24 protein-coding genes and 1 tRNA gene are annotated in these 23,878 nt (G+C 41.1%); 15 read left to right on the top strand and 10 right to left on the bottom strand.

The window, feature by feature from the left end:
• Positions 1-103: 103 nt before the first annotated feature.
• From leuA to rdgB, 6 genes are all read left to right on the top strand, one after another.
• A complete protein-coding gene (gene leuA, locus NDN11_RS02380; protein ID WP_241271540.1) occupies positions 104-1,801 on the top strand; it encodes a 2-isopropylmalate synthase in 1,698 nt (565 codons plus the stop codon).
• 126 nt (positions 1,802-1,927) lie between these two features.
• The gene (gene metX, locus NDN11_RS02375; RefSeq protein WP_251110662.1) at positions 1,928-3,088 is read left to right on the top strand and encodes a homoserine O-succinyltransferase MetX; all 1,161 of its coding nucleotides are present in this window, start codon (positions 1,928-1,930) and stop codon (positions 3,086-3,088) included.
• Positions 3,088-3,681 (top strand): methionine biosynthesis protein MetW, encoded by a 594-nt coding sequence (gene metW, locus NDN11_RS02370; protein ID WP_016651551.1) that lies wholly within the window; start codon positions 3,088-3,090, stop codon positions 3,679-3,681. The genes metX and metW overlap by 1 nt, the downstream gene beginning before the upstream one ends.
• Positions 3,678-4,265, top strand: a complete 588-nt coding sequence (locus NDN11_RS02365) for a tetratricopeptide repeat protein (protein WP_005185094.1) — start codon at positions 3,678-3,680, stop codon at positions 4,263-4,265. Before metW ends, NDN11_RS02365 begins: the two co-directional genes overlap by 4 nt.
• 94 nt (positions 4,266-4,359) lie before the next feature.
• The gene (locus NDN11_RS02360) at positions 4,360-4,827 is read left to right on the top strand and encodes a hypothetical protein (RefSeq protein ID WP_251110661.1); all 468 of its coding nucleotides are present in this window, start codon (positions 4,360-4,362) and stop codon (positions 4,825-4,827) included.
• 113 nt (positions 4,828-4,940) lie between these two features.
• The gene (rdgB, locus tag NDN11_RS02355) at positions 4,941-5,564 is read left to right on the top strand and encodes an RdgB/HAM1 family non-canonical purine NTP pyrophosphatase (RefSeq protein ID WP_251110660.1); all 624 of its coding nucleotides are present in this window, start codon (positions 4,941-4,943) and stop codon (positions 5,562-5,564) included.
• 16 nt (positions 5,565-5,580) lie between these two features.
• Here the strand turns inward: rdgB and NDN11_RS02350 are convergent, their stop codons facing one another.
• Positions 5,581-6,468 carry an AEC family transporter gene (locus NDN11_RS02350; RefSeq protein ID WP_251110659.1) on the bottom strand — a complete coding sequence of 296 codons (888 nt, stop codon included), beginning with the start codon at positions 6,466-6,468 and terminating at the stop codon, positions 5,581-5,583.
• Between the two features lie 152 nt (positions 6,469-6,620).
• Here NDN11_RS02350 and tatA point away from each other — a divergent pair, with 152 nt between their 5' ends.
• The 4 genes from tatA (at position 6,621) to NDN11_RS02330 (ending at position 10,218) form a co-directional block, all read left to right on the top strand.
• Positions 6,621-6,836, top strand: a complete 216-nt coding sequence (gene tatA, locus NDN11_RS02345; RefSeq protein WP_167248732.1) for a Sec-independent protein translocase subunit TatA — start codon at positions 6,621-6,623, stop codon at positions 6,834-6,836.
• Positions 6,837-6,848: 12 nt separating this feature from the next.
• On the top strand, positions 6,849-7,289 hold the full coding sequence (gene tatB, locus NDN11_RS02340) for a Sec-independent protein translocase protein TatB (RefSeq protein ID WP_167248731.1): 441 nt from the start codon (positions 6,849-6,851) through the stop codon (positions 7,287-7,289).
• On the top strand, positions 7,286-8,050 hold the full coding sequence (tatC, locus tag NDN11_RS02335) for a twin-arginine translocase subunit TatC (RefSeq protein WP_251110658.1): 765 nt from the start codon (positions 7,286-7,288) through the stop codon (positions 8,048-8,050). Before tatB ends, tatC begins: the two co-directional genes overlap by 4 nt.
• 182 nt (positions 8,051-8,232) lie before the next feature.
• Positions 8,233-10,218, top strand: a complete 1,986-nt coding sequence (locus NDN11_RS02330; RefSeq protein ID WP_251110657.1) for a PhoX family protein — start codon at positions 8,233-8,235, stop codon at positions 10,216-10,218.
• A 229-nt stretch (positions 10,219-10,447) separates the two neighbouring features.
• Here NDN11_RS02330 and NDN11_RS02325 read toward each other — a convergent pair whose 3' ends face one another.
• From NDN11_RS02325 to NDN11_RS02310, 4 genes are all read right to left on the bottom strand, one after another.
• Positions 10,448-11,098: a hypothetical protein gene (locus tag NDN11_RS02325; protein WP_251110656.1), complete on the bottom strand. Its 651-nt coding sequence runs from the start codon at positions 11,096-11,098 to the stop codon at positions 10,448-10,450.
• 80 nt (positions 11,099-11,178) lie between these two features.
• Positions 11,179-12,717, bottom strand: a complete 1,539-nt coding sequence (locus tag NDN11_RS02320; RefSeq protein WP_251111473.1) for an alkaline phosphatase — start codon at positions 12,715-12,717, stop codon at positions 11,179-11,181.
• Positions 12,718-12,737: 20 nt separating this feature from the next.
• The gene (locus NDN11_RS02315; protein ID WP_167248727.1) at positions 12,738-14,330 is read right to left on the bottom strand and encodes an alkaline phosphatase; all 1,593 of its coding nucleotides are present in this window, start codon (positions 14,328-14,330) and stop codon (positions 12,738-12,740) included.
• A gap of 141 nt (positions 14,331-14,471) precedes the next feature.
• Complete coding sequence (locus NDN11_RS02310) at positions 14,472-15,254, bottom strand: NRDE family protein (protein WP_251110655.1); 783 nt, start codon at positions 15,252-15,254, stop codon at positions 14,472-14,474.
• A gap of 109 nt (positions 15,255-15,363) precedes the next feature.
• Between NDN11_RS02310 and lgt the strand changes: the two genes are divergently transcribed.
• The gene (gene lgt / locus NDN11_RS02305) at positions 15,364-16,176 is read left to right on the top strand and encodes a prolipoprotein diacylglyceryl transferase (RefSeq protein WP_004657788.1); all 813 of its coding nucleotides are present in this window, start codon (positions 15,364-15,366) and stop codon (positions 16,174-16,176) included.
• Between the two features lie 105 nt (positions 16,177-16,281).
• On the top strand, positions 16,282-16,656 hold the full coding sequence (locus NDN11_RS02300; RefSeq protein WP_251110654.1) for a hypothetical protein: 375 nt from the start codon (positions 16,282-16,284) through the stop codon (positions 16,654-16,656).
• Here NDN11_RS02300 and wrbA read toward each other — a convergent pair.
• The gene (gene wrbA, locus NDN11_RS02295; RefSeq protein ID WP_251110653.1) at positions 16,653-17,252 is read right to left on the bottom strand and encodes an NAD(P)H:quinone oxidoreductase; all 600 of its coding nucleotides are present in this window, start codon (positions 17,250-17,252) and stop codon (positions 16,653-16,655) included. The genes NDN11_RS02300 and wrbA overlap by 4 nt on opposite strands.
• A 113-nt stretch (positions 17,253-17,365) precedes the next feature.
• Here wrbA and NDN11_RS02290 point away from each other — a divergent pair, with 113 nt between their 5' ends.
• Positions 17,366-18,616, top strand: coding sequence for a YihY family inner membrane protein (locus NDN11_RS02290; protein WP_167248723.1), 1,251 nt, complete (start codon positions 17,366-17,368; stop codon positions 18,614-18,616).
• A 27-nt stretch (positions 18,617-18,643) separates the two neighbouring features.
• Here NDN11_RS02290 and NDN11_RS02285 read toward each other — a convergent pair whose 3' ends face one another.
• Positions 18,644-19,549: a DMT family transporter gene (locus tag NDN11_RS02285; RefSeq protein WP_251110652.1), complete on the bottom strand. Its 906-nt coding sequence runs from the start codon at positions 19,547-19,549 to the stop codon at positions 18,644-18,646.
• A 107-nt stretch (positions 19,550-19,656) separates the two neighbouring features.
• Between NDN11_RS02285 and NDN11_RS02280 the strand changes: the two genes are divergently transcribed.
• Positions 19,657-20,457 (top strand): AraC family transcriptional regulator, encoded by an 801-nt coding sequence (locus NDN11_RS02280; protein WP_251110651.1) that lies wholly within the window; start codon positions 19,657-19,659, stop codon positions 20,455-20,457.
• Between the two features lie 97 nt (positions 20,458-20,554).
• Here the strand turns inward: NDN11_RS02280 and NDN11_RS02275 are convergent, their stop codons facing one another.
• Together NDN11_RS02275 and NDN11_RS02270 are read right to left on the bottom strand one after the other, a co-directional pair.
• Positions 20,555-21,196: a fumarylacetoacetate hydrolase family protein gene (locus NDN11_RS02275; protein ID WP_251110650.1), complete on the bottom strand. Its 642-nt coding sequence runs from the start codon at positions 21,194-21,196 to the stop codon at positions 20,555-20,557.
• Between the two features lie 33 nt (positions 21,197-21,229).
• Positions 21,230-21,727 carry a YcxB family protein gene (locus tag NDN11_RS02270; RefSeq protein WP_251110649.1) on the bottom strand — a complete coding sequence of 166 codons (498 nt, stop codon included), beginning with the start codon at positions 21,725-21,727 and terminating at the stop codon, positions 21,230-21,232.
• 380 nt (positions 21,728-22,107) lie between these two features.
• Between NDN11_RS02270 and NDN11_RS02265 the strand changes: the two genes are divergently transcribed.
• Positions 22,108-23,406 (top strand): SRPBCC family protein, encoded by a 1,299-nt coding sequence (locus NDN11_RS02265; protein WP_502801327.1) that lies wholly within the window; start codon positions 22,108-22,110, stop codon positions 23,404-23,406.
• A gap of 41 nt (positions 23,407-23,447) precedes the next feature.
• Here NDN11_RS02265 and NDN11_RS02260 read toward each other — a convergent pair.
• Positions 23,448-23,524, bottom strand: a tRNA-Arg gene (locus NDN11_RS02260).
• Positions 23,525-23,878: the final 354 nt, after the last annotated feature.

The following is a 23,878-nucleotide window of genomic DNA, read 5'->3' as shown; positions in this document are numbered from 1 at the left end:
TCCCCGAATTCGCTTTAAATTAATTCTTATAGACACCATATATATCTGTAGCACGTTGCCTTTTATTTGACTCAGCAACCATGCTACGACAAGGAGTTTTCTCATGATGTTGGCTGACCCAAGCAAAAAATACCGCCGTATGTATCAACGAGTGGATTTACCAGATCGTCAATGGCCGAATAATGAAATCAATCAAGCACCGATTTGGATGAGTACCGACCTTCGTGATGGGAACCAAGCGATTTTTGAACCGATGGATATGGATCAAAAATTAAAAATGTTCCACATGTTGGTTAAAATCGGTTTCAAACATATTGAAATTGGTTTCCCTTCAGCATCTCAAATTGACTTCGACTTTACCCGTAAATTGATCGAAGAAGATTTGATTCCTGAAGATGTTTACATTGAGGTCTTGGTTCAGGCACGTGATCATTTGATTGAACGTACTTTTGAAGCGTTGGTTGATGCAAAGCGTGCCATTGTGCATATCTATAATTCAAATTCACCGACCTTCCGCCAGAAAGTCTTGAATGTCGATGCCAATGGTTCGAAACAACTTGCCATTAACGCGGCAACCAAAGTCAAAGAATATGCAGCGCAATACCCTGCGACAGACTGGATTTTCCAGTACAGCCCAGAATGTTTCTCTGCAACTGAATTAGAAGTGGCCAAAGATGTCTGTGATGCGGTCACTGAAATCTGGGAAGCTTCACCGACCAATAAAGTTATCTTGAATTTGCCTGCAACAGTTGAAGTATCTACACCGAATGTCTATGCCGATCAAATCGAGTGGATGCACCGTAACTTGGCGCGTCGTGATGGCGTGATTATCTCAGTTCACTGTCACAACGACCGTGGTTGTGGTATCGCAGCCTCTGAATTGGCAATTATGGCGGGTGCTGATCGTGTTGAAGGTTGTGTATTTGGAAATGGTGAACGTACGGGTAACGTTGATGTTGCTGCGATTGCCTTGAACATGTACACCCAAGGTGTTGCACCAAACTTAGACTTCTCAAATATCAATGAAATCATTGCAACAGTTGAAGAATGTACGGGTTTACCAGTACACCCTCGTCATCCATATGCAGGTGATTTAGTCTTTACCGCTTTCTCTGGTTCACACCAAGATGCAATTAAAAAAGGCTTCGAATTCCAGAAAAACGAAGAAATCTGGGATATGCCATATTTACCAATCGATCCAAAAGACTTGGGCCGTGACTACGATGCAGTAATTCGTGTCAACAGCCAATCAGGTAAAGGTGGTATTGCGTACTTATTGGAGTCGAATTACAACGTTGCCTTGCCACGCCGTGTTCAAATCGAATTCAGTCAGATCGTACAGCAGCATACCGATGAAAATGGTACAGAAATCAGTGCACATGAAATCTGGACCTTATTCGAAAATACCTATGTGGATGTGAAGAACAGCCATTATCAAACTAAACATTATCAATTGTCGGATATCAATGGTACACAAATCATTGAATTAGACGTTGAAATTGACGGTGAAATTCAGCGTCTCCGCGGAGAAGGTAATGGCCCAATCTCAGCCATGTTGAATGCCTTACAGTTACCAATTGATGTGGTGAACTATGAAGAGCGCAGTATCAGTTCAGGTGCCAATGCCAAAGCACTTGCCTTGATTGAGCTTCAAGTGAAAGGCACAGGTAAGAGCGCATTTGGTGCGGGTGTACATGACAATATCGTGACTTCATCAATCGAAGCCATTATTGCCTGTACCAACCGTTTAATTGAACAAGGGGTATTAACCACCGATCAAGTGGCTGCAGCAGCCGTTTAGGTAAGTGAAATATCACATAATCGTCAGTAAAGCTGAGTTGTAATATCAGAAAAAATGACTTTTGAAAGGATACCTGAATTGGTATCCTTTTATTATTAATGATTTATTATAGGGCGAATCATTCCAGTGTCTTTTCCATCGGATTCAGTGGGTTTAGTCACACCACAAAAGTTTCAATTTGAACAACCTTTAGAACTTGAATGTGGACGAGTGTTACCTCGTTTTGATTTAATGGTTGAAACCTATGGAACACTCAATGCAGATCAATCCAATGCCATTCTGATTTGCCATGCACTGTCAGGACATCATCATGCTGCGGGCTATCATCATGACGATGATAAAAAAGCGGGCTGGTGGGACAGCTGCATTGGACCAGGAAAAGCAATTGATACCAATCACTTCTTTGTTGTTTCCTTAAATAATATCGGTGGTTGTAATGGTTCTACAGGTCCAACCTCACCGAATCCTGAAAATGAAAATCGTCCCTATGGTCCAGACTTTCCATTGGTTACAGTACGTGACTGGGTCAAAACCCAAGCGATGCTCTCAGACCGTTTAGGCGTTAAAGTTTGGTATTCTGTGATTGGCGGCTCTCTGGGCGGCATGCAGGCCCTGCAATGGTCACTGGATTATCCAGACCGATTACATAAATGCGCCATCATCGCCAGTGCACCAAAATTATCAGCCCAAAATATTGCCTTCAACGAAGTTGCACGCCAATCAATTCTTTCCGATCCAGATTTTCATCATGGTCGTTATTTAGAAAATGACAGTTATCCGAAACGCGGTTTGATTTTGGCGCGGATGGTGGGTCATATCACCTATTTGTCAGAAGAAGCCATGAAACAAAAATTTGGTCGCGATTTAAAATCGGGCAAATTTATGTATGGTTTTGATGTCGAATTCCAAGTGGAAAGCTATTTACGTTACCAAGGCGAACAATTTAGCCGCAATTTCGATGCAAATACTTACTTGATTATGACCAAGGCCTTGGATTATTTTGACCCTTCGCGTGAATATGAACATTCTCTGACGAAGGCAATGAGCCAACCGAAGTGCCAATTTTTGGTGATTTCATTTACCACAGACTGGCGTTTTAGTCCAAGCCGTTCTCAAGAACTGGTAGATGCTTTGATTGATAATCATAAGCCTGTCAGCTACTTAGACATTGATGCTGAACAAGGTCATGACTCTTTCTTATTCCCTATTCCACTGTATGTGAAAACGCTACGCGCATTTTTAGGTGGAGAACAACAGTTGCAATCGACATCGCAGGAGCAGCACTAATGCGCATAGATCAACGACTCGCCGAAAAATGGATTAACCCGAACTCTAGCGTGTTAGACTTAGGCTGCGGTGATGGCGAATTGCTGGCTCATATGAGCAAACAGCACAATATTCGTGCCTATGGTCTAGAAATTGATCAAGAAAAGATTGCAATTGCCATCAGTCGGGGGTTAAATATTATCCAACAGGACTTAAACCTTGGTTTAAGCCGTTTTGCCGACCAGTCTTTTGACTCTGTGGTTATGGCACAAGCTTTGCAAGCTGTAGATGCACCCGATGTATTACTTCGTGATATGGTGCGTGTCGGTAAACAGGCTATTATTACTTTTCCAAACTTTGCGCATTGGAAGACACGTTCTTTTCTTGCATTGAAAGGAAAAATGCCTGTTTCGGAAGCTTTACCCTATATGTGGTATAACACCCCGAATATTCATTTATGTACTTTCCGTGACTTTGAAGCCTTATGTGCTGAGAATCGGATTAAAATTATTAATCGACTTGCCGTTAATGGTGACCAACAAGGTAGTATGCTCAGTAAGCATATGCCGAACCTATTTGGTGAAGTCGCAATTTATCGAGTGAGCGCTCTATGAAAAAGACATTAATCAGCACATTTTTATTTGGTCTGATCAGTATACAAGCGCACGCTGACTATGTTGCTCAACCTCAATCGGTTGCAACACAGGCAGCGCGATATTCAGTCATGGGTATCAATGAATTGCAAAGCGCAGCAAAATCTGGTCAAGCTGGGGCACAGTTTTACTTAGCAACGCGTTATCAGTTTGGTAAAGACGTTGCTAAAGATGAAAAACAAGCATTTTCTTTATTCAAGGCAGCAGCAGATCAAGGTTTATCTGCGGCACAATTGAATGTTGGCCGTATGTATGCCGATGGCATGGGCGTCAAGAAAGACGAAGTTTTAGCACGTAAATATTTCGAGAAAGCAGCAAGCAACGGTGACAACCGTGCCAGCTTTAATCTTGCAATGATGGAAGAACAGAAGAAAAACTTTGTTGGTGCTTATCAGTGGTATGAGCTTTCAACGCGTGATGGCATGCTCGACACCAAAGTGATCAGTCTTTCTGAAGGTAAGAAAACTGCTTTGGCGGCTAACCTAACTCAAGATCAGATCCGTACCGCACGTGACCGTGCTGATAAATGGATTCAAGCGCAATAATCTTGCTTAGATCTATTGATTGATAGAAAAACCGACTTGTAAGAGTCGGTTTTTTATTATATTGATAACATTAATATTTAATTAAGTTTATTAAATGAGTGATATAGAAAAGGCGATATTCAAAGCAAAACTAGTATTGGAAACAATAACACTAGAGGAAATCCAAAGGTGGGCAATTGAGACATTAGAAAAAGATTCATCGAATGATTTAGCTTTAGAAATATGCTTTCTATCAACACCAGAACAAGTTAGAACCTATTTTAATCAATTATCCCGAAGTCTATTTAATACAGATTTAACAAAGGAATCAGTCAATAACCTCTTAAAAGATTATATTGAAAAACATTTAGAGTTAGTCAAAAGCCAAGAGTTTCTATTTCCTTTTCTTCAGAAGCTCTTGGCTTTATCTAAGGCTGTAGAGAATGAAGATCTTTTTGAGTTATTAAATTACTATGATGACCAGTTCTACTTAAGTTTTGAAGGATATACGCCTTCTGAACCAGAGACTGTATTTAAAGATTTCATAAACGATTTAAAAAATTTCTTATCTACACAGAGTTAAAGATATGGAAAAAAGCAATTCCTCTTAACTTTTAGAATGCGATAATTCAACACTACCCTATTCCATAAAAACACCCTAAAATTCCACTCAATCTAAACTAATCTGAAACTGATATGTCTACCCAATCATGGCTCAGCCAAGGCAACCTTGTGCTTGCAAGTAACAACAAAGGCAAAGTAGTCGAATTTGAACATCTCTTTCAACAACTTAATCTTCCTGTCGAGATCATTCCTCAAGGCAAACTCGATATTGAAGATGCGATTGAAGACGGTCTCAGCTTTGTTGAAAATGCCATTATCAAAGCACGCCATGCCTCTAAGCTTTCAGGTAAACCTGCGTTAGCAGATGACTCTGGACTTTGTGTACCTATTTTAGGTGGTGCGCCTGGCATCTACTCAGCGCGTTATGCTGGCGAGCATGGTAATGATGCTGCCAACAATCAGAAATTGTTGGCTGATCTTGCACCTTTGCGTAAAGAAGGTGAAGCCATTGAAGGGATGTTTGTCTGCGTATTAGCACTGGTCACGCATGCCGAAGATCCACTGCCACAAATTTTCCAAGGTATCTGGAATGGTGAGATTTTAGAAGCTGCTCGTGGTGAAAATGGTTTCGGTTATGACCCTTTATTCTGGCTGCCTGAACTCAATGTTTCGAGTGCTGAACTGAGCAAAGCTGATAAAAATAAAATTAGCCATCGCGGTCAAGCAATGCAGCTGTTTAAAGCCAGTTTGGTTTAAAACACAAAATGCCCTCCTAGATGAGGGCATTTTTTATATGCAGCACTAGACCATAGATCATAATCACCAAACAGCTCACGATGGTTCCCGCAGCAATATAGCGGGCTGAAACACCCGTACCTTGATAATGTGTTTCCAAAGCAACAATATTGGCGGCAGGTGGCAAACAAAATAAGAAAAACAGCACAGGAAGCAATGATTCAATTTGCGGAATCGCAAAAAAATAATAGGTCAACGTACAGATCACTACACCACACAATAGTTTGAACATTAAGGTTCGTGCACTCAGCCACAAATCAACAAAATGTACCCTAGTATGTCTCAGCCACATCCCTAAAATACACATCCCCGCAAAGCTCATCCCAAATTTGGCAATATCATACAGCCCCTCTAGAATAAAATTGCCCTGCAAATGATGAGCCCCCAATAACCATAGAATTAAGGCTGCAAACAAAGCCAAGACTGGAGGTGACTTAAGAACTTTATGCAGTGTTGCAACGTAATTAGTCGGTCCTTCTGAAACCGCAGCAACCGCCCAAATGTTGCCAAACAGTGAGCCACCGATATATAGCGCGATCACGGCACCACTGACCTGCTCCCCAAATAAGGCGATGGCAAATGGAAAACCTAACCAACCAATATTGCTATAACTCATACAAAGCGCTTGTAAGCGATCCTTTGAAAAGTGGAAAAAACAATAGAATAGAAGAATCGATGTAATGAAACTAAATCCCATCAATGCAAAGCTACCCGCCTGATAAAACACCATGTTGTAGATGATCACCACAGGAATAAATAAGCGTGCCAATAAGGAGGATAAGATTTTCTTTGCCTGTTCCGCGACTTTGAATTGAGCAAGCAACAGCCCGAAAATAAAAGCACTGGTGGGGAGAATAAAGGTCATGTCGATCTATTTTTATCATGTCTTGATATGCTGCTTATGCTAGCACTATTTACCGTTGGGTAAATGCACTGTCTTAAAACTGCAATATAAGTGTCACATCTTTGTCATGCCAAGCTGTTGAGATATATCCAAAGTTTTATAGGAATAGAATGATGGCTGGTTTATCAATTTGGCATGTACTGATTTTTGCAATTGTGGTGATTCTACTTTTTGGTACATCTAAACTTAAAAACTTAGGTAAAGATGTCGGTGGTGCAGTCAAAGACTTCAAAAAATCGATGAAAGAAGAAGAAACAGCAGCACCTTTAAATGAACCTCGCACCATTGATGCTCAAGTTAAAAATACTGAAAGCTCAGTAAAAAGCTAAGCGAGCACGATTATGCTGAATTTGGGAATGACCGAAATCTTTTGCTTTGCTGTGATTGCATTGTTGGTACTCGGTCCTGATAAATTGCCAGAAGCTGCACGGTTCGTAGCGAAATGGTATGGAAAAATTAAAAAGTTTATCAACAACATTCAGAACGAAATTGATCGAGAATTACGCCTTTCTGAGTTCCGCGAAGAAATGCAAAAAGAAATTGATAAAATCACTGAACTTGAACGCAGGATGCAACAACAGCTAGACGCGCTTAAAAATACACAAACGCCTTCTGAAGTTGAAGCAGAACAATCTGAGAGCAAAGCTCCAATCACTTATAACTTTTTTTCTCAGCAAGCGATCATTCCTTTCAGTCTTGAATATCAAAAGCAGTTACCTTTCAACGTTGAGCCAAACCTATCAACTCAACAGTTTGATACAGAATTAAAGATTGCCGTATGAGCCAATTACCATCGACTTCAGTCAGTACTGAGGAATCCTTACAACAAATGCCTGTGATGCAGCATTTGATTGTGCTGCGCCAATATCTATTTAAGATTGTTGGGGTAACGATTTTTCTTTTCTTCTGCTTATTACCCTTTAGAAACACTACTTATCAATGGCTCTCTGAACCATTAAGACAACAGCTACCTACAACCTCAACCATGATTGCAACCGATGTCACTGCAACATTCATGGCACCGTTTAAGCTAAATTTATTTGTCGCGTTTATGTTGGCAATGCCATATATCATTTATCAGATCTGGTCATTTATCAAACCAGCACTGTATGAAAAAGAACGCCATTTGGCCATCCCCCTCTTATTAGGCAGTATTGTGCTGTTTTATTTAGGCGTAGCTTTTGCTTATTTCATTACCTTGCCTGCGATTTTGCATTTCTTTATCAGCGTTTCACCTGAAACGGTTGCACCAATGACAGACATCAACAGTTATTTAAGCTTCTGTCTAAAACTTTTCTTAGTATTTGGTTTTACCTTTGAAATTCCAATTATTACTTTAGTTTTGATTTTAATTGGCGTGGTCAGCACCCAAACATTGATCGACAAGCGTCGCTTTATCGTGGTGGGATGTTTTTTTGTAGCGATGTTTGTGACGCCACCCGATGCCTTATCCATGATCATGTTGGCAGTTCCGATGTGGATGCTATTTGAATTGGGTTTATTGTTTGGAAAAATACTAGAAAAAAGAAAAGCATCTACTTAACTTAAATAGTTGATAAACCCCCGAAATTGATCGGGGATTTTTTATTACAACCCTATATTTATTAATCAGTTATAAAATAATAATTGTCTTTAAACTGCCTTCAAACTGTCAGAAAACTGTCATCTACGCTTCATAGAATCGATCAGGATTTATTTACCATATATTACATATACGGATTTACTATGACAGCCAATACCAATCAGCCAAGTCGTCGTGATATTTTAAAATGGTTCGCGGGTGTTCCGTTTTTACCACTCGGGGCAATGGGCACAGCAGCAGCTTTAACTGGTTGCAATGATGACAACGATAATAACGTTGTTACACCACCTGCAAAATTGGTTAAATTTAAAAATGCCAAATTTACGCCAATGGCGGCACCAACCACCACAGCAGAAATGGCCACCACTTCAGTCAAATCAAGTTTAACAGTGACTTGGGAAGACAATACTACAACCGAATATAAATTAGGTTATCAAGAATTTTTCCGCACGGGTATGGAAGTTGACAATATCAACGGCGGAAAAATTATTGCAGGTAGCTATTACGACATTAATAACAAAGCAATCAGAGATACATCGGTTGCAGGTCAAGAACGTCAATTCTTCTCTGACTGTCCAGATGGCTCTTCAATGATTCATCTCAAAGATGCAAAAGTTGATGGCGTCAACAACCCAGTCTTCCATGTGGTTCAGTTTGAGTACACCACACAAAACTTGGCCAAACAAAGTATGTATGGTCAGTTGCCATCTCCTATTGCAGTATTGACCTTAGACCAAGATCAAAAAACTGGACATCTTGCATTGAAAAAATACTTCAATGTCGACATGTCTAAAGTTCATGGCCTATGGATTACCTGTGGTGCCAGTCTTTCACCTTGGAATACGCACCTTTCAAGTGAAGAATATGAACCAGATGCCTTTGATCAAATCGGTAGTACCTTAGCAACATTAAGAGCCTACAGTAAAAATCTATATGGCAATGAAAATACGGCCAATGTCTATAACTATGGTCATTTACCAGAAATCATTCTAGATGGTAAAGGTCGTGGTACTGCAGTTAAGCACTACTGCTTAGGCCGTATTTCACATGAGCTAATTCAAGTCATGCCAGACAACCGTAGCGTGATCATGGGTGATGACTATACCAACGGCGGTTTCTTTATGTTTGTTGCAGATAAGGAAAAAGATTTATCTGCAGGAACGCTATACGTTGCCAAGTACACTGCTGAGTTGAATGAAACTTCTACAGCACCAATTAAATGGATCAAACTGGGTCATACCGACAGTAAAACCATTGAAGACTTAGTCAATGTTCGCGGCATTAAAGCTGAAAACATTATGGAGAGCTTAACCACCGCACCTGCAGACTTAACGGGTTATACGCAGATTGTATTGGATAAGAAAACACTCTGGATCAAGTTAAAAGAAGCCAATAATGGTTTCAGCAAAGCAGAAATCGAATTAGCTGCTGCCTTCCTCGAAACGCACCGTTATGCAGCCCTTAAAGGCGGTAGTATGGCATTCACCAAGATGGAAGGAACCACCGTTAATATTAAGGATAAGGTTGCTTATTCTGCACTTGCCAATATCCAAGATTCGATGATCGAAGGTAAATCAGGTTGGGTTGCTGCACACAATGTTAAATTCAAGAGCACATTGAAAGCAGGCGGTGTACTTGCACATGACCTGAAAGGCAGCCAAGTTGACCACCTAAACAATGTGATCAATAGTGAGTGGACGCCTTACCAAAGCCATATGGTTCTCATGGGCAAGGACATTCCTGTAGATAGCTTGGGCAATACGGCTGATCCAAACAACATTGCAAGCCCAGACAATTTAAAATTCTCTGAAACTCTACGTACTTTGTTCATTGGTGAAGATAGTGGTAACCATACCAATAACTTCCTTTGGGCTTATAACGTGGAGACCAAGTCTTTAGACCGAATTCTGTCTACACCAGCAGGTGCAGAATCTACTGGTCTACATGCGGTTGACTCAGTGAATGGCTGGACCTATATCATGAGCAACTTCCAACATGCGGGTGATAGCTCAAGCCTTTCAGCTGAATTAAAAGCAAAAGTATTAGCCAACTACAATGGTGGTTATAGTGCTAGTGTCGGCTATATCACCGCTGATCCAGTCGGACCATCGATTGAGAAAAAAGCGTAATTTCAGCGTTCAGCTTAAAAAGTAAATGCCGACATCATGTCGGCATTTTTCTATCTCAATCAATCATAATTCAATCATTCAGCTAGTGCTCATACGTATATAAAATAATAAAAAAGCAGACTCATTCTATTCAGGGATTCAAATGGTAGTATTCACCCAGCCAATCTATTTTTATGATAAAAAGCCCCTTTAAAAAGGAGCCCGATTCAATCAATCCAACTTTATTCAATTAATCACCAAAGTCTGAATAATCTTTACTGCTGAATTTGCTATATTTCTTCCAAGGTTCTGCAATATTGATCTGTTGAATATTGGCTTTCATGATGTCATAACGCAAACCATCGAGACTACGCACTTCAACGCGTTTCGCAATATTGTTACGGTTATCCCATTCCACACGAATCTTATTCTTCTTATTTTGAGTTTCATACCAAGTGTTATTGGTATCCTTTTTAATAATCTTCATCCCTTTTAAGGTTTTAGGATCAAGTAACGAATAGACACATGGCCAACAATTGCTTAAACCCAACATATCCACATCTGGATCTTGTAAATGTACAACAGTTTTATCTTCCATCAGCACCAAATTGAGTTTTGGCTGTTTTTTCTGATCAATAAAATAATGCTGAGCTGCTTCGGCTAAATCTAGATGTTTATGCCCACCTTTTTCATGACCATGCTGATGATGTTTAGGTAACACACGCTCAATCCAGATATTCTGAGGATCACGATACATACGTTCCTGAAACACGCTGGTACGGGTCACACCATCATTACCGATATTTTGAGACTCACGGATAATATTGGCACTCAATAACGGTGCAGCATGCAAAGATGTCATTCCCAAACTGAGCAATACCGAACTCATCACTAGACGCATGTTATTTCCTGCATAAAAAAAAACCTCAGTCATAGTGACTGAGGTTTTTTGCAATATGATGAAAATATTGAATAAAGCGTTTATTTAAACCCAAATGCTTCTTTCAATTTACTAAACACCCAAGTATTGTCTCGGGTGCCTTTAAACACCTGTGAACCTGCACCCTCAGCAAATAGTAAGACATCTCCACCGCCATGCGTTTCAGAGCCAACTTTACTGAATTTTACGCCGACTTGTTGCAAGTAATCATCTGCAGCGGCTTCATTGTCAGTAATATCGATACGCGATGTTGGACGTGGTCCACCACCATTACCAAAAACTAAGGTTGTCGATGTTTTACCCTTTACATCAAGATTCGGTGCATGCTTCTTGCCATCGGCCAACACACGCGTACGCGTATCTGTCGCTTTGGCTTCTTGATAGCTATAACTTAAACCTAATATACCTGGGTTGGTCTCAGTTGTTTTTCCTGTACGCGCAGTATAACCGTTAAAGGTCATAGTATGGTCATGGTCCGCAGTCACCACGATCAAGGTATTCTTTAACTCAGGATCCGTTTTCTTGATCTTATCCAAGGCCGTCTTGATCGCATTATCAAATGCAATAGTGTCGTGTAGTGCACGTTTGGCATTGGTTCCATGTAAAGCATGGTCAATACGACCACCTTCAACCATCAAGAAAAAGCCTTTGCCCGCTGTATCTTGTGCCTGTAGTAAATCAATCGATTTTGCTGTCATTTCAGCTAGACTTGGCTGGTTTGGTGCAGTTTTCACACGATCTAGATCATAGGCAAGATGTGATGTTGCTGAATAAAGACCAATATACTTTTTATTCAATGGGGCCGCGACCATATCCGCTTTAGTTTCACCCACAGTATAATTTTTGGCCTTTAATTCATTGAGCAAATTACGTTTATCAATACGCCCGCTAGTATTATTGGCTGCATCAAAAGGCGTGAAATGATTACGTCCGCCACCCATTAATACATCCACACCATCGACTAACTTGGTGTTATAACCCTCACCACCCGGAACAAGCTGTCGTGCGATCTCAAATTGTGCATTACGATTACACACATGAGAGAATGTCGCAGCTGGCGTTGCATGAGTCAATTCTGTGGTGGTAATCGCTCCAACCTTTTTACCATTAGCTTTAGCGAGTTCCAGAATCGTTACAGCAGGGCTGCCTGCTGCAACACTCGAACCAGGTGTTGGGCAATTATTGATGGCATTGGATACGGCAATTTTTTCACCTGATGCAGTACCTGCACTTGGTTCAACCGCAATCGTTCCCGGTGTCATCCCAATCACTTCATTACGGGTTTTCTTCCCCGTCATATAGGCTGCCATAGAAGGCGCACTATCCGTGGTTTGTCCATCTTCTGAGTAGGTCTTGATGCGTACAGTGCGACGCAAGGTGTCCATGGTTAATTTACCAGATTCACCATAACCATAAATACGGCTTGCGGTCACTGTGGTTGGTCCCATACCATCGCCCAAAAAGAAAATGATATTTTTGGCTTCACCCTCAGCCTGTGCACCCGTACTTGCCGCGACTAATGCAACAGTTAAAGCAGATGCTTTCATACCAAACTGACCTAATTTAAATTGTTTTAACATCATCGTTCTCCAGTCTGTTGTTATTTATCTAGGCCAATGGCTTTACGAACTAAGTTAAATACTTCGATATTTTCGAGACTGCCATGGAAGTTATCTGAGCCGACCCCGATTGCGCCAAGGAACACATCAGTACCGCCATGTGTTTCGCTATCCGCAAAACCGGTTTGTACCACTGCTTCTTGTTGGAAATCATCTGCCGCGGTACCAGTACACCAACCTTCTTTATCAATATCAGTTCCACGGCTATCAGTATATTTACCTGCAGCGACTTTGACTGGATTACAGCTATCGTTATCCTTTAAATCACCACGTGCTTCGATACGATCATTGTCTAAACGCTTTTTACCTGTGCCAAAACCAATAATTGGATATGGTGTTCCGTTTTCATCAGTCGCATAGCCAGCTTTGTTATAGTTTTTCACTAGACCCAAGACACTGGTCTCACCACCTTTCACATATTTACCCGTACGTTTTGCATAACCATTCAAGACCATAGTGTGGTCATGGTCAGCAGTCACCACGATCAGTGTATTCTTTAACTCAGGATCTGTTTTTTTGACTTTATCAATCGCTGCTTTAATCGCGTTGTCAAAAGCAACCGTGTCTTGTAAGGCACGTTTCGCATTGGTGTCATGCAGTGCATGGTCAATACGTCCACCCTCAACCATCAAGAAGAAGCTTTTGTTTTTCGCTTGAAGGACATCAATCGCCTTGGTGGTCATATCGGCAAGGCTTGGCTCATCGATTTTCTTATTGGTCCGATCTAGGTCATAGTTCATATGGCTGGCATTGAATAAGCCCAATAATTTTTTAGTCTTGGTTGGATCAATTTTGGTCAAGTCACTACCATTCGCTACAAAGCTATAGCCTTGATCTTGCATTTCTTTGACCAAATCACGACCATCGGCACGCTTACCGCCTGACACAGTTGTTGGTTTAAACTGGCGTAAACCACCGCCCAAGACTACATCCACACCATCGTTTAATTTAGTGTTATATGCGCCCCATCCTGTACCTTTACCTGCAGGAACAAGCTGCGCGGCTATGTCATTTTCAGCATCACGATGACATACATGCGCATAAGTGGTTGCTGGTGTAGCATGGGTAATACGGGTTGTGGTGACAAGCCCTGTACCCATGCCTTGTGCTTTAGCAAGCTCAAGTAATGTTTCTGCTGGTTTCTTGCCTTTATTCGCTGCAACATCGTCACAAGTACTGGTCCCATCTGCTTTAGGCGGGGATGCAATGGTACCTGTCTGCATAGAAATGACTTCATTGTTCATTTTCACGCCCGTCATATAGGCGGCCATAGAAGGTGCACTGTCTGTCACCTGACCATCTTCTGAAAAGGTACGAACAAATGCGGTTTCTGGCAGCGTATCAATGGTCAAATCACCATCTTCACCAACAGAATAAATACGCGATGCGGTTAAGGTGGTAATCCCCATACCATCGCCTAAAAAGAAAATTACATTTTTTGCAGTTGGTGTTTTTGGTACTTCTACTTTTTCATCATTATCATTATCGTTACAGGCTGTCATACCACCCGATAAGATCACCATCAAACTGACCGCCAATAGCTTTTTGGAAAAGCTCATCTTTGATAAGAACATAAAATATCCCCAGATTTATTGTTTGGACGTAATTTCGTTGCATAGACCATAACAATGCTGGGTGACCCTTTTATGTCACCTTGATGACAGTATTATTTCATCTTGTTGTTTTATATATAAATTATGTTATAATATATCAATCTAAAGATTCAAATCGATGTGCAGATCAATCACCTGTCCCTGCTGCTCTCCCTGTTGAGATTTCTCCAACCATTGCCATCCTGTGGTCGTCAATCTTAAAAAATTAGAACATCGTGTCCCATAAATTGGACTTTGAATAAAGGTGGATGACAATAAGGCTTCCATGTCTGGATTAATGCCCGTATCAGGTAACAGATTGGCAATCACTTTACGCTCATCTTCCAAAATGTCCCAAGCAGCGGCATCGATTACTGATTCAGAAATTTGTGTTTGTTGCATCATCGGTAAAAATTCTTGGGTAAAGCGTTTACGCAAATGTTTGGTTTTCTCCCAGTCCTCTGACATTAATCCATTGGAAACCACATAAACACCATTGGCGAGAACCTGTGGGGCTTCACCTCGGTTACTCATATAAACTGCTTGTTCTGTATCTCCAACAAACAGATTAAAACCAGCATAGTCCTGTTGTTGACATTCTAGCTGTTGCGCAAAACGGATGGGCGCTAAATCACTTTCTAAAAAGGATTGGATCAAATGCCCGCGAGACGTCGCATAACTTTTTTGATCGCGACCATTACGAAAATTGGTAACAATTGCCCAACGCCCCGAGTCAGTCACGCCCATCCATGTCCCGCCAGACTGTAAATCTTGCCCTGCCACAATTGCACTCTGCTCCCACGCATGCAAGGATGAACTTGGACGATGATAAAACTCATCACGATTTGAAATGAGGCACAAAGGCATCTCATCTAGCACTTGCCATGCAAAAGCGACAATACACATAGATTATTTTTCTCACATGTTTTGAACATTGATCTTTCACATTGAATGTACAACATTTTTAACATCATTCCGCTACAATCTGCTCAAAATATAAAATTGAGGAACAGCAATGCTGACCTATCCAAATATTGATCCAGTTGCGCTGAGCTTAGGACCTGTCAAAGTGCACTGGTACGGGCTGATGTATCTCTTGGCGTTTCTATGTGCCTGGGGTTTAGCTTCTTATCGCGCTAAACAACGTGATGGCTGGACAGGCGACATGGTGTCAGACCTGGTTTTCTACGGAGCATTGGGTGTTGTACTCGGTGGACGTGTTGGCTATGTGTTGTTCTACGAATTTGGTAAATTTTTAGAAAATCCACTGTGGTTATTCCAAGTCTGGACAGGTGGCATGAGCTTTCACGGCGGCTTCCTCGGTGTGATGATTGCGATGCTGTTTTGGTGTAAAAAATACCAAAAAACATGGTTCCAGACCTTGGACTTTATTGCGCCCTGTGTACCAACAGGCTTGATGTTCGGTCGCTTTGGTAACTTTATTGGTGGTGAGCTATATGGCCGCCCTGTACAAGATCCGAGCTATCCATTCGGGATGATTTTCCCAACAGATCCACTTGGTTTAGTGCGCCATCCTTCGCAAATCTATCAAGCCCTATGTGAAGGTTTGATCCTCTTTATCGTATTGTGGTGGTTTAGCTCTAAACCTCGTCCGCGTATGGCAGTTTCAGCTCTATTCCTTGTCGGCTATGGTATTGCACGCTTCTTTATGGAGTTCTTCCGCGAACCCGATGCAGACCAAGGCTACATTTTATTTGGCTGGATGACCAAAGGTCAGATTCTGAGCTTCCCAATGATTATTATTGGTCTATGGATGATCTGGTACGCTTACCGTAAAAATATTTATGACTGGCAGTTAAAGAAATAATAAAAATGGGAGCGAATGCTCCCTTTTTTAGACCGACGATTTAAGCCATTTATCAATCTTTCGGAAACAGCGTATATTGATTCTATTCCGTTTAGGAGAGAGTCGATGCAAGAACAAAGTCAGCATTTCACTAACTTTAAAGTGCATGAGCTGGTTCTTAGCTTATCTCCCCTACAGTTCAATCAGCAGCTTGTCAGCCAAATCGAAAAATCACTTGGACTCAGTTATATCAGCGAAAATGAGCCGCATCGGGTGTGTTTCGCCAATCAAAATACCGAATTACAAGATGCTTATAAACAGGTGTTTAGCGAAGTTGATCTACTGGATTATCTCTATGCAAGTTTAATCTCAGACCAGCAAAGTGCAGAAAAAATACAGCTACAGAATCCTGCCTTAGCTCCAATTCCCTTCCCAACTGACAATCTTACTTTCTGGAAATTGGTCGCAACTGGGCGGAAATATCGACTTTCGCTGAGTTAAAATTTCCCAACCAAAGCTTTTACAACTTCACCTAAGCGCTTGCCTTGCGCTTCACACAAGATTTTCTCATCTTGACTTAAGCTCTGATCATGACGTGGCCCGCTAACATGACTGGCACCATACGGTGTCCCTCCAGTTTTGGTATTGGACAAGGCAGGAATCGAGTTTGGTAGTCCCATAATCATCATGCCATGATGAAACAACGGCGGTAACATCGTTAGCAACGTACTTTCCTGCCCACCATGCATCGAGCCAGAAGACGTAAACACACAAGCTGGTTTATTATGCAACGCACCGTTCAGCCATAAGCTGGTGGTTTGGTCCCAAAAGTACTTCATCTCACTGGCCATATTGCCAAACCGTGTTGACGAACCTAAGGCCAAACCAGCACAATGCGTTAGATCATCTAAACTACAATAAATATCGCCATCTTCAGGAATACTGGCTTCCGCTTGAGTCACAACAGGAGCTAAATTCGGCACTGTTCGGATACGAGCAGTCACGCCAGCGGCTTCAATTCCATCGGCAATTAGATGCGCCATTTGCTTGGTTGAACCGTATTTACTGTAATAAAGAACAAGAACGTAAGGTTGCATCACTTTCAAGAATTTTGTTAAAAAGAACACTATACGACATTTTTTATATTTTGAGCTGTAGTAAATCCTGTGATTACACCGGATTTTTATTAAAAATAACTAGGATAGAACCCATGATCTTAAATCGTTATCTAAAAAAACTGCCTTTTTTAGAGGAAACATGGTTTCAATTTATTGTGTTTGTGTTACGACGTTTTGAAGCGGATCGCTGTCGGGAACAAGCAGGTGGACTCACCTACACCACGCTGTTTGCAGTAGTGCCGATGTTGACTGTTTTTTTAGTGATTATCTCTTCGATTAAAGCACTCGAGCCTGCCAGACAGCAGTTACAACAACTGATCTATAGTAACTTTCTACCGAAAAGCACTATTGCTTTTGACAAAGCTTTAAATGCCTTTACCGAAAAATCCAGCAACCTGACCATTATTGGTGTGCTGTTCCTGTTTGTCACCACCGTACTAATGCTGACCTCAATCGAGAATGTATTTAACCGAATTTGGCGAGTCAAGGAAACTCGAACTGGCTTAGTCGGTTTTATGCGTTACTGGACCATTATTTCATTAGGACCGATTGTTTTAGGCAGTGCCTTTGTGCTGTCATCAACAGTGGCTTCAATGAATATCCTGAGTAATAACTTTGCAGGCTATCAACTCGATGGCTCGTTTCTGTTATGGCTCATTTCTTTTGTTTTAACGATTGTCGGTTTCTTCATTTTATATTGGACCATTCCTAATCGAACTGTTCCTGTTTTTTCTGCCTTCATCGCAGCGTGCTTTAGTGCGACCGTCTTTGAGGTTTTAAAACGCTTTTTTGGTTGGGTGATGAGTAACTTCACCAGCTATGAAATCGTGTATGGTGCCTTTGCAGCGGTACCGATTTTCCTGCTATGGATTTATTTGTCTTGGAACATAATTCTATTAGGTGTCGAGATCAGTTATGCGCTCACCGCCTTCCATTCAGGTAAAGAACAAAAGCGTCATCCGATATTAATGATGCTGGATATTTTGGAGTTATTTTATAAAAAACAGCAAATCGGACAAAGTGTCAGCGAAAAAGAGCTATTAAATATTATTGGTCGGGGTGAACTCGGTCGCTTACCGTCTTTTATCTTAGAACTCGAAGCCCAAAACCTGATTATGCGAACAGATAAAGACGAATATGTCTTGGTCCGTAATCTGGCTCAGGTGGATTTCTGGAGCTTCTTCACCGCCCTGCCTTATCCACTACCGTTACGTCCCGATGTTGAGCATATCCATCAGGATGATGAATGGATGGAACGGCTCGGCCCTTCATTGGTTGAAAGTAATGATTATTTAGCAGCCAAGCTATCTATTCCACTTTCCACCCTATTTGAACAGAAGTAACTAAAAGACCTCTTGCGAGGTCTTTTTTTATTTCCTTAACCAGCCCTGTAAACTCACCACCACAATGCCAAGCAAGACTAGTGCAGAACCAATCACAAAATTCAGTTCAATTTTTTCGCCCAATAACCACACACCAAAAGCCATCCCAAATAAGGGGGTCAGGAAGGAAAAAACGCCGAGGCGGGAAGCTAAATAATTTCGTAGCAACCAGAACCACGCCAAGAAACTAGCGAAAGAAACCACCAAGGTATGAAATGCTAGACTGCCCATTACCAACGGGGTGAAATGAATCGTGGCCTGCCCCAGAACCAGAGCCGCGCCAAACAACAGCACAAAACTCCCCGCCAATTGATAAAACAAGGTTTGTGTTACTGTAGCTTGCGCCAGTGAGGATAAGCGTACGGTAATGGTGGTTGCCGCCCAAGCAATACTCCCCGCCAAAGCCAGTAAGTCACCCCATAACATCTGCCGATCCGCAATTGACCCGCCTGAATTAGTACGTAAGAACGTCACCACAATCCCTAGAAAGGCAATCCCAATGCCTGTCCATTGCAACAGACTGAGACGCTCTGAAGGAAGTTTCCAATGCAAGCCCAAGGCCACAAAAATCGGCGCGGTATATAGGAGTACCACTGCATGTGAAGCTGAGGTTAGCTGTAAGGCTTGTGCCAATAAAAAGAATTCTAAAGAAAATAAAAAGGCAACCAGCGCACCCGCTTTTAAATTCTGACGATTAAACAGCTGACTGCTTTTATCGAGATACAACAACGGTAATAGCAGCAGTGCTGCAAGGCCCGAACGCAGCGCGATTTGCATTAAGGGTGAAATATCAGGAGCTGCCATTTTTAAAATGACTTGTTGCAGTCCCCAGATCATACACAGTACGATCATCAGACCCGATGCCGTTGCATCTAATGCTTTACGCTCATCCATTGCGCGCTCCTGATTTTATGGTTTGAGCACCAATATAAGACTGTCGTATTTTCATGATATAGTGAAAATACGACAATAGATGCGTGTTTTCAGGCAATTCTCATGTTATGAAAAAATCAGCACAACGGATTCAAGATTTTCAGCCAATCCCGACCTACAACGATATTCCTGCACCTTTATGGCTTCAGATTCGGGATGCACCTGCAGAGACTTTTTACCCACAACACGCGCACGCTTGGGGGGAGTTTATCTATGCTTTTGACGGTGTATTAGAAGTCAATATTGAGCAAATACATTATTTAACCCCACCACCTTATGGGATTTGGCTACCACCGCATTTACAACATAGCGGCATCAATCGTAACGAGGTCACCCATTGCACCTTGTACGTGCATGAATCACTCTGCCAAAATATGCCTGAACAGGCAGGCATCTTATTATCTGCACCCTTAGTTTCTGCACTGCTCGAACATATCCGCAAGCATCCCTTTTCTGAACAAGATCCAGAGTATTTACGCTTGCTTCAAGTCTTACTCGACTCACTGACCCATGCTGAACTTGTCGGCAGTTATTTGCCTACAACACAGCATCCTGCACTGGCTAAAATATTAACCCATTTACATGAATTTCCTTCGGATAACAGTACCTTGGAACAGCTTGCACAAATGATTAATATGACTGAGCGTACCCTTGCCCGTTATAGCCAGAAAGAATTAGGCATGTCGTTGCATGAATGGCGGCAACGTTTAAAAGTGATGAAAGCGATGTCGATGTTGAATCAGGGTAAAACCATTGAGAATATTGCTTTGGACTTAGGTTATGCCAGTTCATCGGCTTTTATTTATATGTTTAAACGTTGGATGCACTGTACCCCTGACCAATTCCGAAAACTGTATCAAGGCAGTTAAGCTTTGACTGAGTTTGTATTTAAGGTTAAACAAAAACACATGTGTTGAGCTATAAAAAAAGGCGCTGATTACAAAACCAGCGCCATCGTATTTCAATTTATGCTTTTACAAACGTATTCCAGTCGTATTCGCCAGACTGAGTAATCAACTTCATGATCAATTGGTCATTGGCACGTAATGCTCCAACACCAGCAGGCGTACCCGTCATAATGACATCACCGACTTCAAGACTAAAAGATTTGTTAATCTCTACCAGTAAAGTCCCAATATCGAAAATCATATCTTTGGTAAAACCGTGCTGACGGTCTACTCCATTAATATTCAAAATTAGCTCTAACTCTTGTAAGTCACCAATTTCATCTGCTTCAATCCAGTCTGCGAGAATACATGCACCATCAAAAGCTTTGGCACGTTCCCACGGCTCGCCTTTAGATTTTAAATCACCCTGCAAATCGCGTAGGGTCAAATCTAAGCCCAAAGTCACCGCACCGATTGCTTCTAAGGCTTTGGCTGGATCGGTTTCTTGCGATAAAGGATGTGCTATTTGCAAGCAAATTTCGCACTCATAGTGACACTCACCTAATGCTTGATTCCAGCTTACGCCTTGTTCTAAAGAACCGATACTGCTTGGCGGCTTGATAAAGAGCAACGCGCGATCAGGAATGGCATTCCCCAACTCTTTCGCATGTTCAGCATAATTTCGACCCACACACACAATTTTTGAAGGACGTGTACTCATGAAAACTCCTTGTTCTTTCAACCGTCGATAAACTTACTTTTTAAAACTATTCTCGAATTTGCTTTGATCTGCTGAATTGCTAAATGCACGTTTAGGCACAATCACTACAGTATGACTTTTCAGCTCCAACATATAGGTCAACTTGCCAATCGCAAACGATTGAACCTCTGCATATTGCGCTGTTTGTTTTTTACCTGCTGCATAAAGCTCAAAATGATCTTGGTACAAATCGATCCCTTGCTCACTTTTACCAAATTGATAGCGAACAAATTGGCGTTTGAACAGCATAGGTAATAACCAATATCGCATGACACCCTGCATAATCAGAAAAAAAGCACCAAGAGCAACGTAATAACGCCCAACACCAGAAAAACCTAAATAGATGCCCCACAAAATAATCGCAATACTAATCACAGGGGTTAAAAAACGACTAAAGGTCTTTTTTCCAAAAGTGACCAAAGCAAAACCATCTTGTGATTCTTCTAAGTTTAGATAATAGCGCACCGACACACTTGGACGTTGTTCAGACATTTTAGATTTCTAACATTTGAAAAAACTGGCTTATTAGAACATAAATGATCCAATGGGAAATCACATTTATCGTGATTTAATGCAAAATTTAAATGTGATTTTTTCTATTCTTTTTAATTCAGGTTTTAGATCAAGTCGCTTGTTAGAGAAATACTGACCAGACTAGATCTACAATTATTTTCACCATTTCATGCCATTTTAAATCTTTCTCATCAGTATATTTTATCCTGAACATCAGTCTTTTAGGCCATTTCAATGAATTATGGATAAGAGATATACGCAATACGACTACTTTTTAACCTAAAAATTTATTAAGGTGAATTCTTCAAAATAGATGATCCAATCTATAGACATACGCAAAAACAAGGAATGTGAACGTGATGGCTAATACTAATGTGCTGCTATATTGTGGTCTCTTACTTGGAATGTCCCAATCCTGTATGGCACAAATCTTACCTTGGACAGACAATATTCCAAGTGCCCTACAACCCTTTCAAAATAGTCCGCAACTTTTAGCCAGTTACACCCAAAACAATATTTTTATTTATGGCCATCCTGCAACAAAAACAGCATTACCCACACTGAAAAGTAATCCTCAGCCTAGTGTTGGTTTTACTTCAGCATCGATCATTGTTCCCGTTAATACACAGCAAGTGGCAAAAACACTGACCGACTTCAGCCACTATGTCGGTTTATTCCCAACGCTTAAATCGGCGAAAATAGTGGAACAATCTGGCAACACGATTCAAATGAAATATCGTGTCTCGATTCCGACCCCAATTCCTGTGCTCAACTTTAATGAAGATGTCACCCTACAACACCAGATTAAGCCGAATAGTATTGCCAATTTAGTCATTGACGCTCCTATTCCTTATGCAATCGGAAAATTTGAATGGTTTGCTCTGGACGAGAACCGAACTTTAATCACCTTAACTCAGTGGGGTGACTTAAATCAGCCCAAAGGATTTATTTTTAAGCAAATTCTTAATGCCATCCCTGACGTAAAACCCGGTATTCCGAGTAGCGTCAATACATTTACATTAGAAGCATTAAGAACCCGTTTTAGTAAACAAGAAACCATACTACTCAACCCAGGACAAATTCCAGCGACACAATTCAATGCAGAACAGCTCAATAAAATCACACAACTAATTCAAACGGCTCAGCAACCTGTCAGTATTATTCATGCACCAACCAGTATGCTGTATACCCATGGTCGGGAAACAATGCGCTTCACCACCACGTATCAGTTCTATAAGCAATCTCCTCAACCTTTACAAAAATGGCTGAGTCCATTGGCCTACCAAGAGTTATTTCCTCGACAGATTAAAAAAGTGATCGCCTCTCCTGTTCAAAATCAAGAGCAGGACGCAGATATTAAAGTCAATGTTGGCCTTGGTGTCATCAATATACCGTTCGCATTTAAATTACGTTTTAATTATCCGCAGGCAGATGAAAATAATTTTTATGCCAATGGCGGTGACCTACGTTTTATTAAAGGAAAAATGAAACTGAACTCACTCAACCACGGGACTTTATTGACCATGACCAGCGCAATGAAAATCGATGAAAAAGCTCCCTTTCTATTAAGAGCAATGCGCAGTCTGCCTTATCACGACGTACTACCTGCGGTGGGCGGTAATACCGTATTTGTACAAAAAATCAAAGCAAAAATTTGAGGCACAAAAAAACCGCAATTAAGCGGTTTATTTATTCAAATTGGTGCGCTCAGAGAGATTCGAACTCCCGACCCCTTAGTTCGTAGCCAAGTGCTCTATCCAGCTGAGCTATGAGCGCATATTTGATGGAGCGCATTATACGCACTTTCCACCAAATGATAAGCCTTTTTTCACAAGATTGCATTCAACTGGCTATAGATTCGGCATCCAGTGACTATTGGAATAAAAAACGAGCAGATTAATGTTTGAATGAGCATAGACATCTCTCCAGTCAATGTCCGACACAGATATTCAATTATTTCAAACATTCAATCACACCTAAGTAAATGATTAAACTTTAAATATATCGGTTCTAATGATTTTATATTTCTATCGACTTTATAACTTCTATAAAGAATTAGCATTCCGAATAAGAACTAGTCATAAATTCGCTGAAAAAATACATCTCTTTGTTTTCTATTATTTTTATACT

This window comes from Acinetobacter sp. C26M (genome assembly GCF_023702675.1).
Classification (GTDB): Bacteria; Pseudomonadota; Gammaproteobacteria; order Pseudomonadales; family Moraxellaceae; genus Acinetobacter.
Note: the sequence above shows the minus strand (reverse complement) of the source record. Positions and strands in the feature narration are given on the sequence as shown.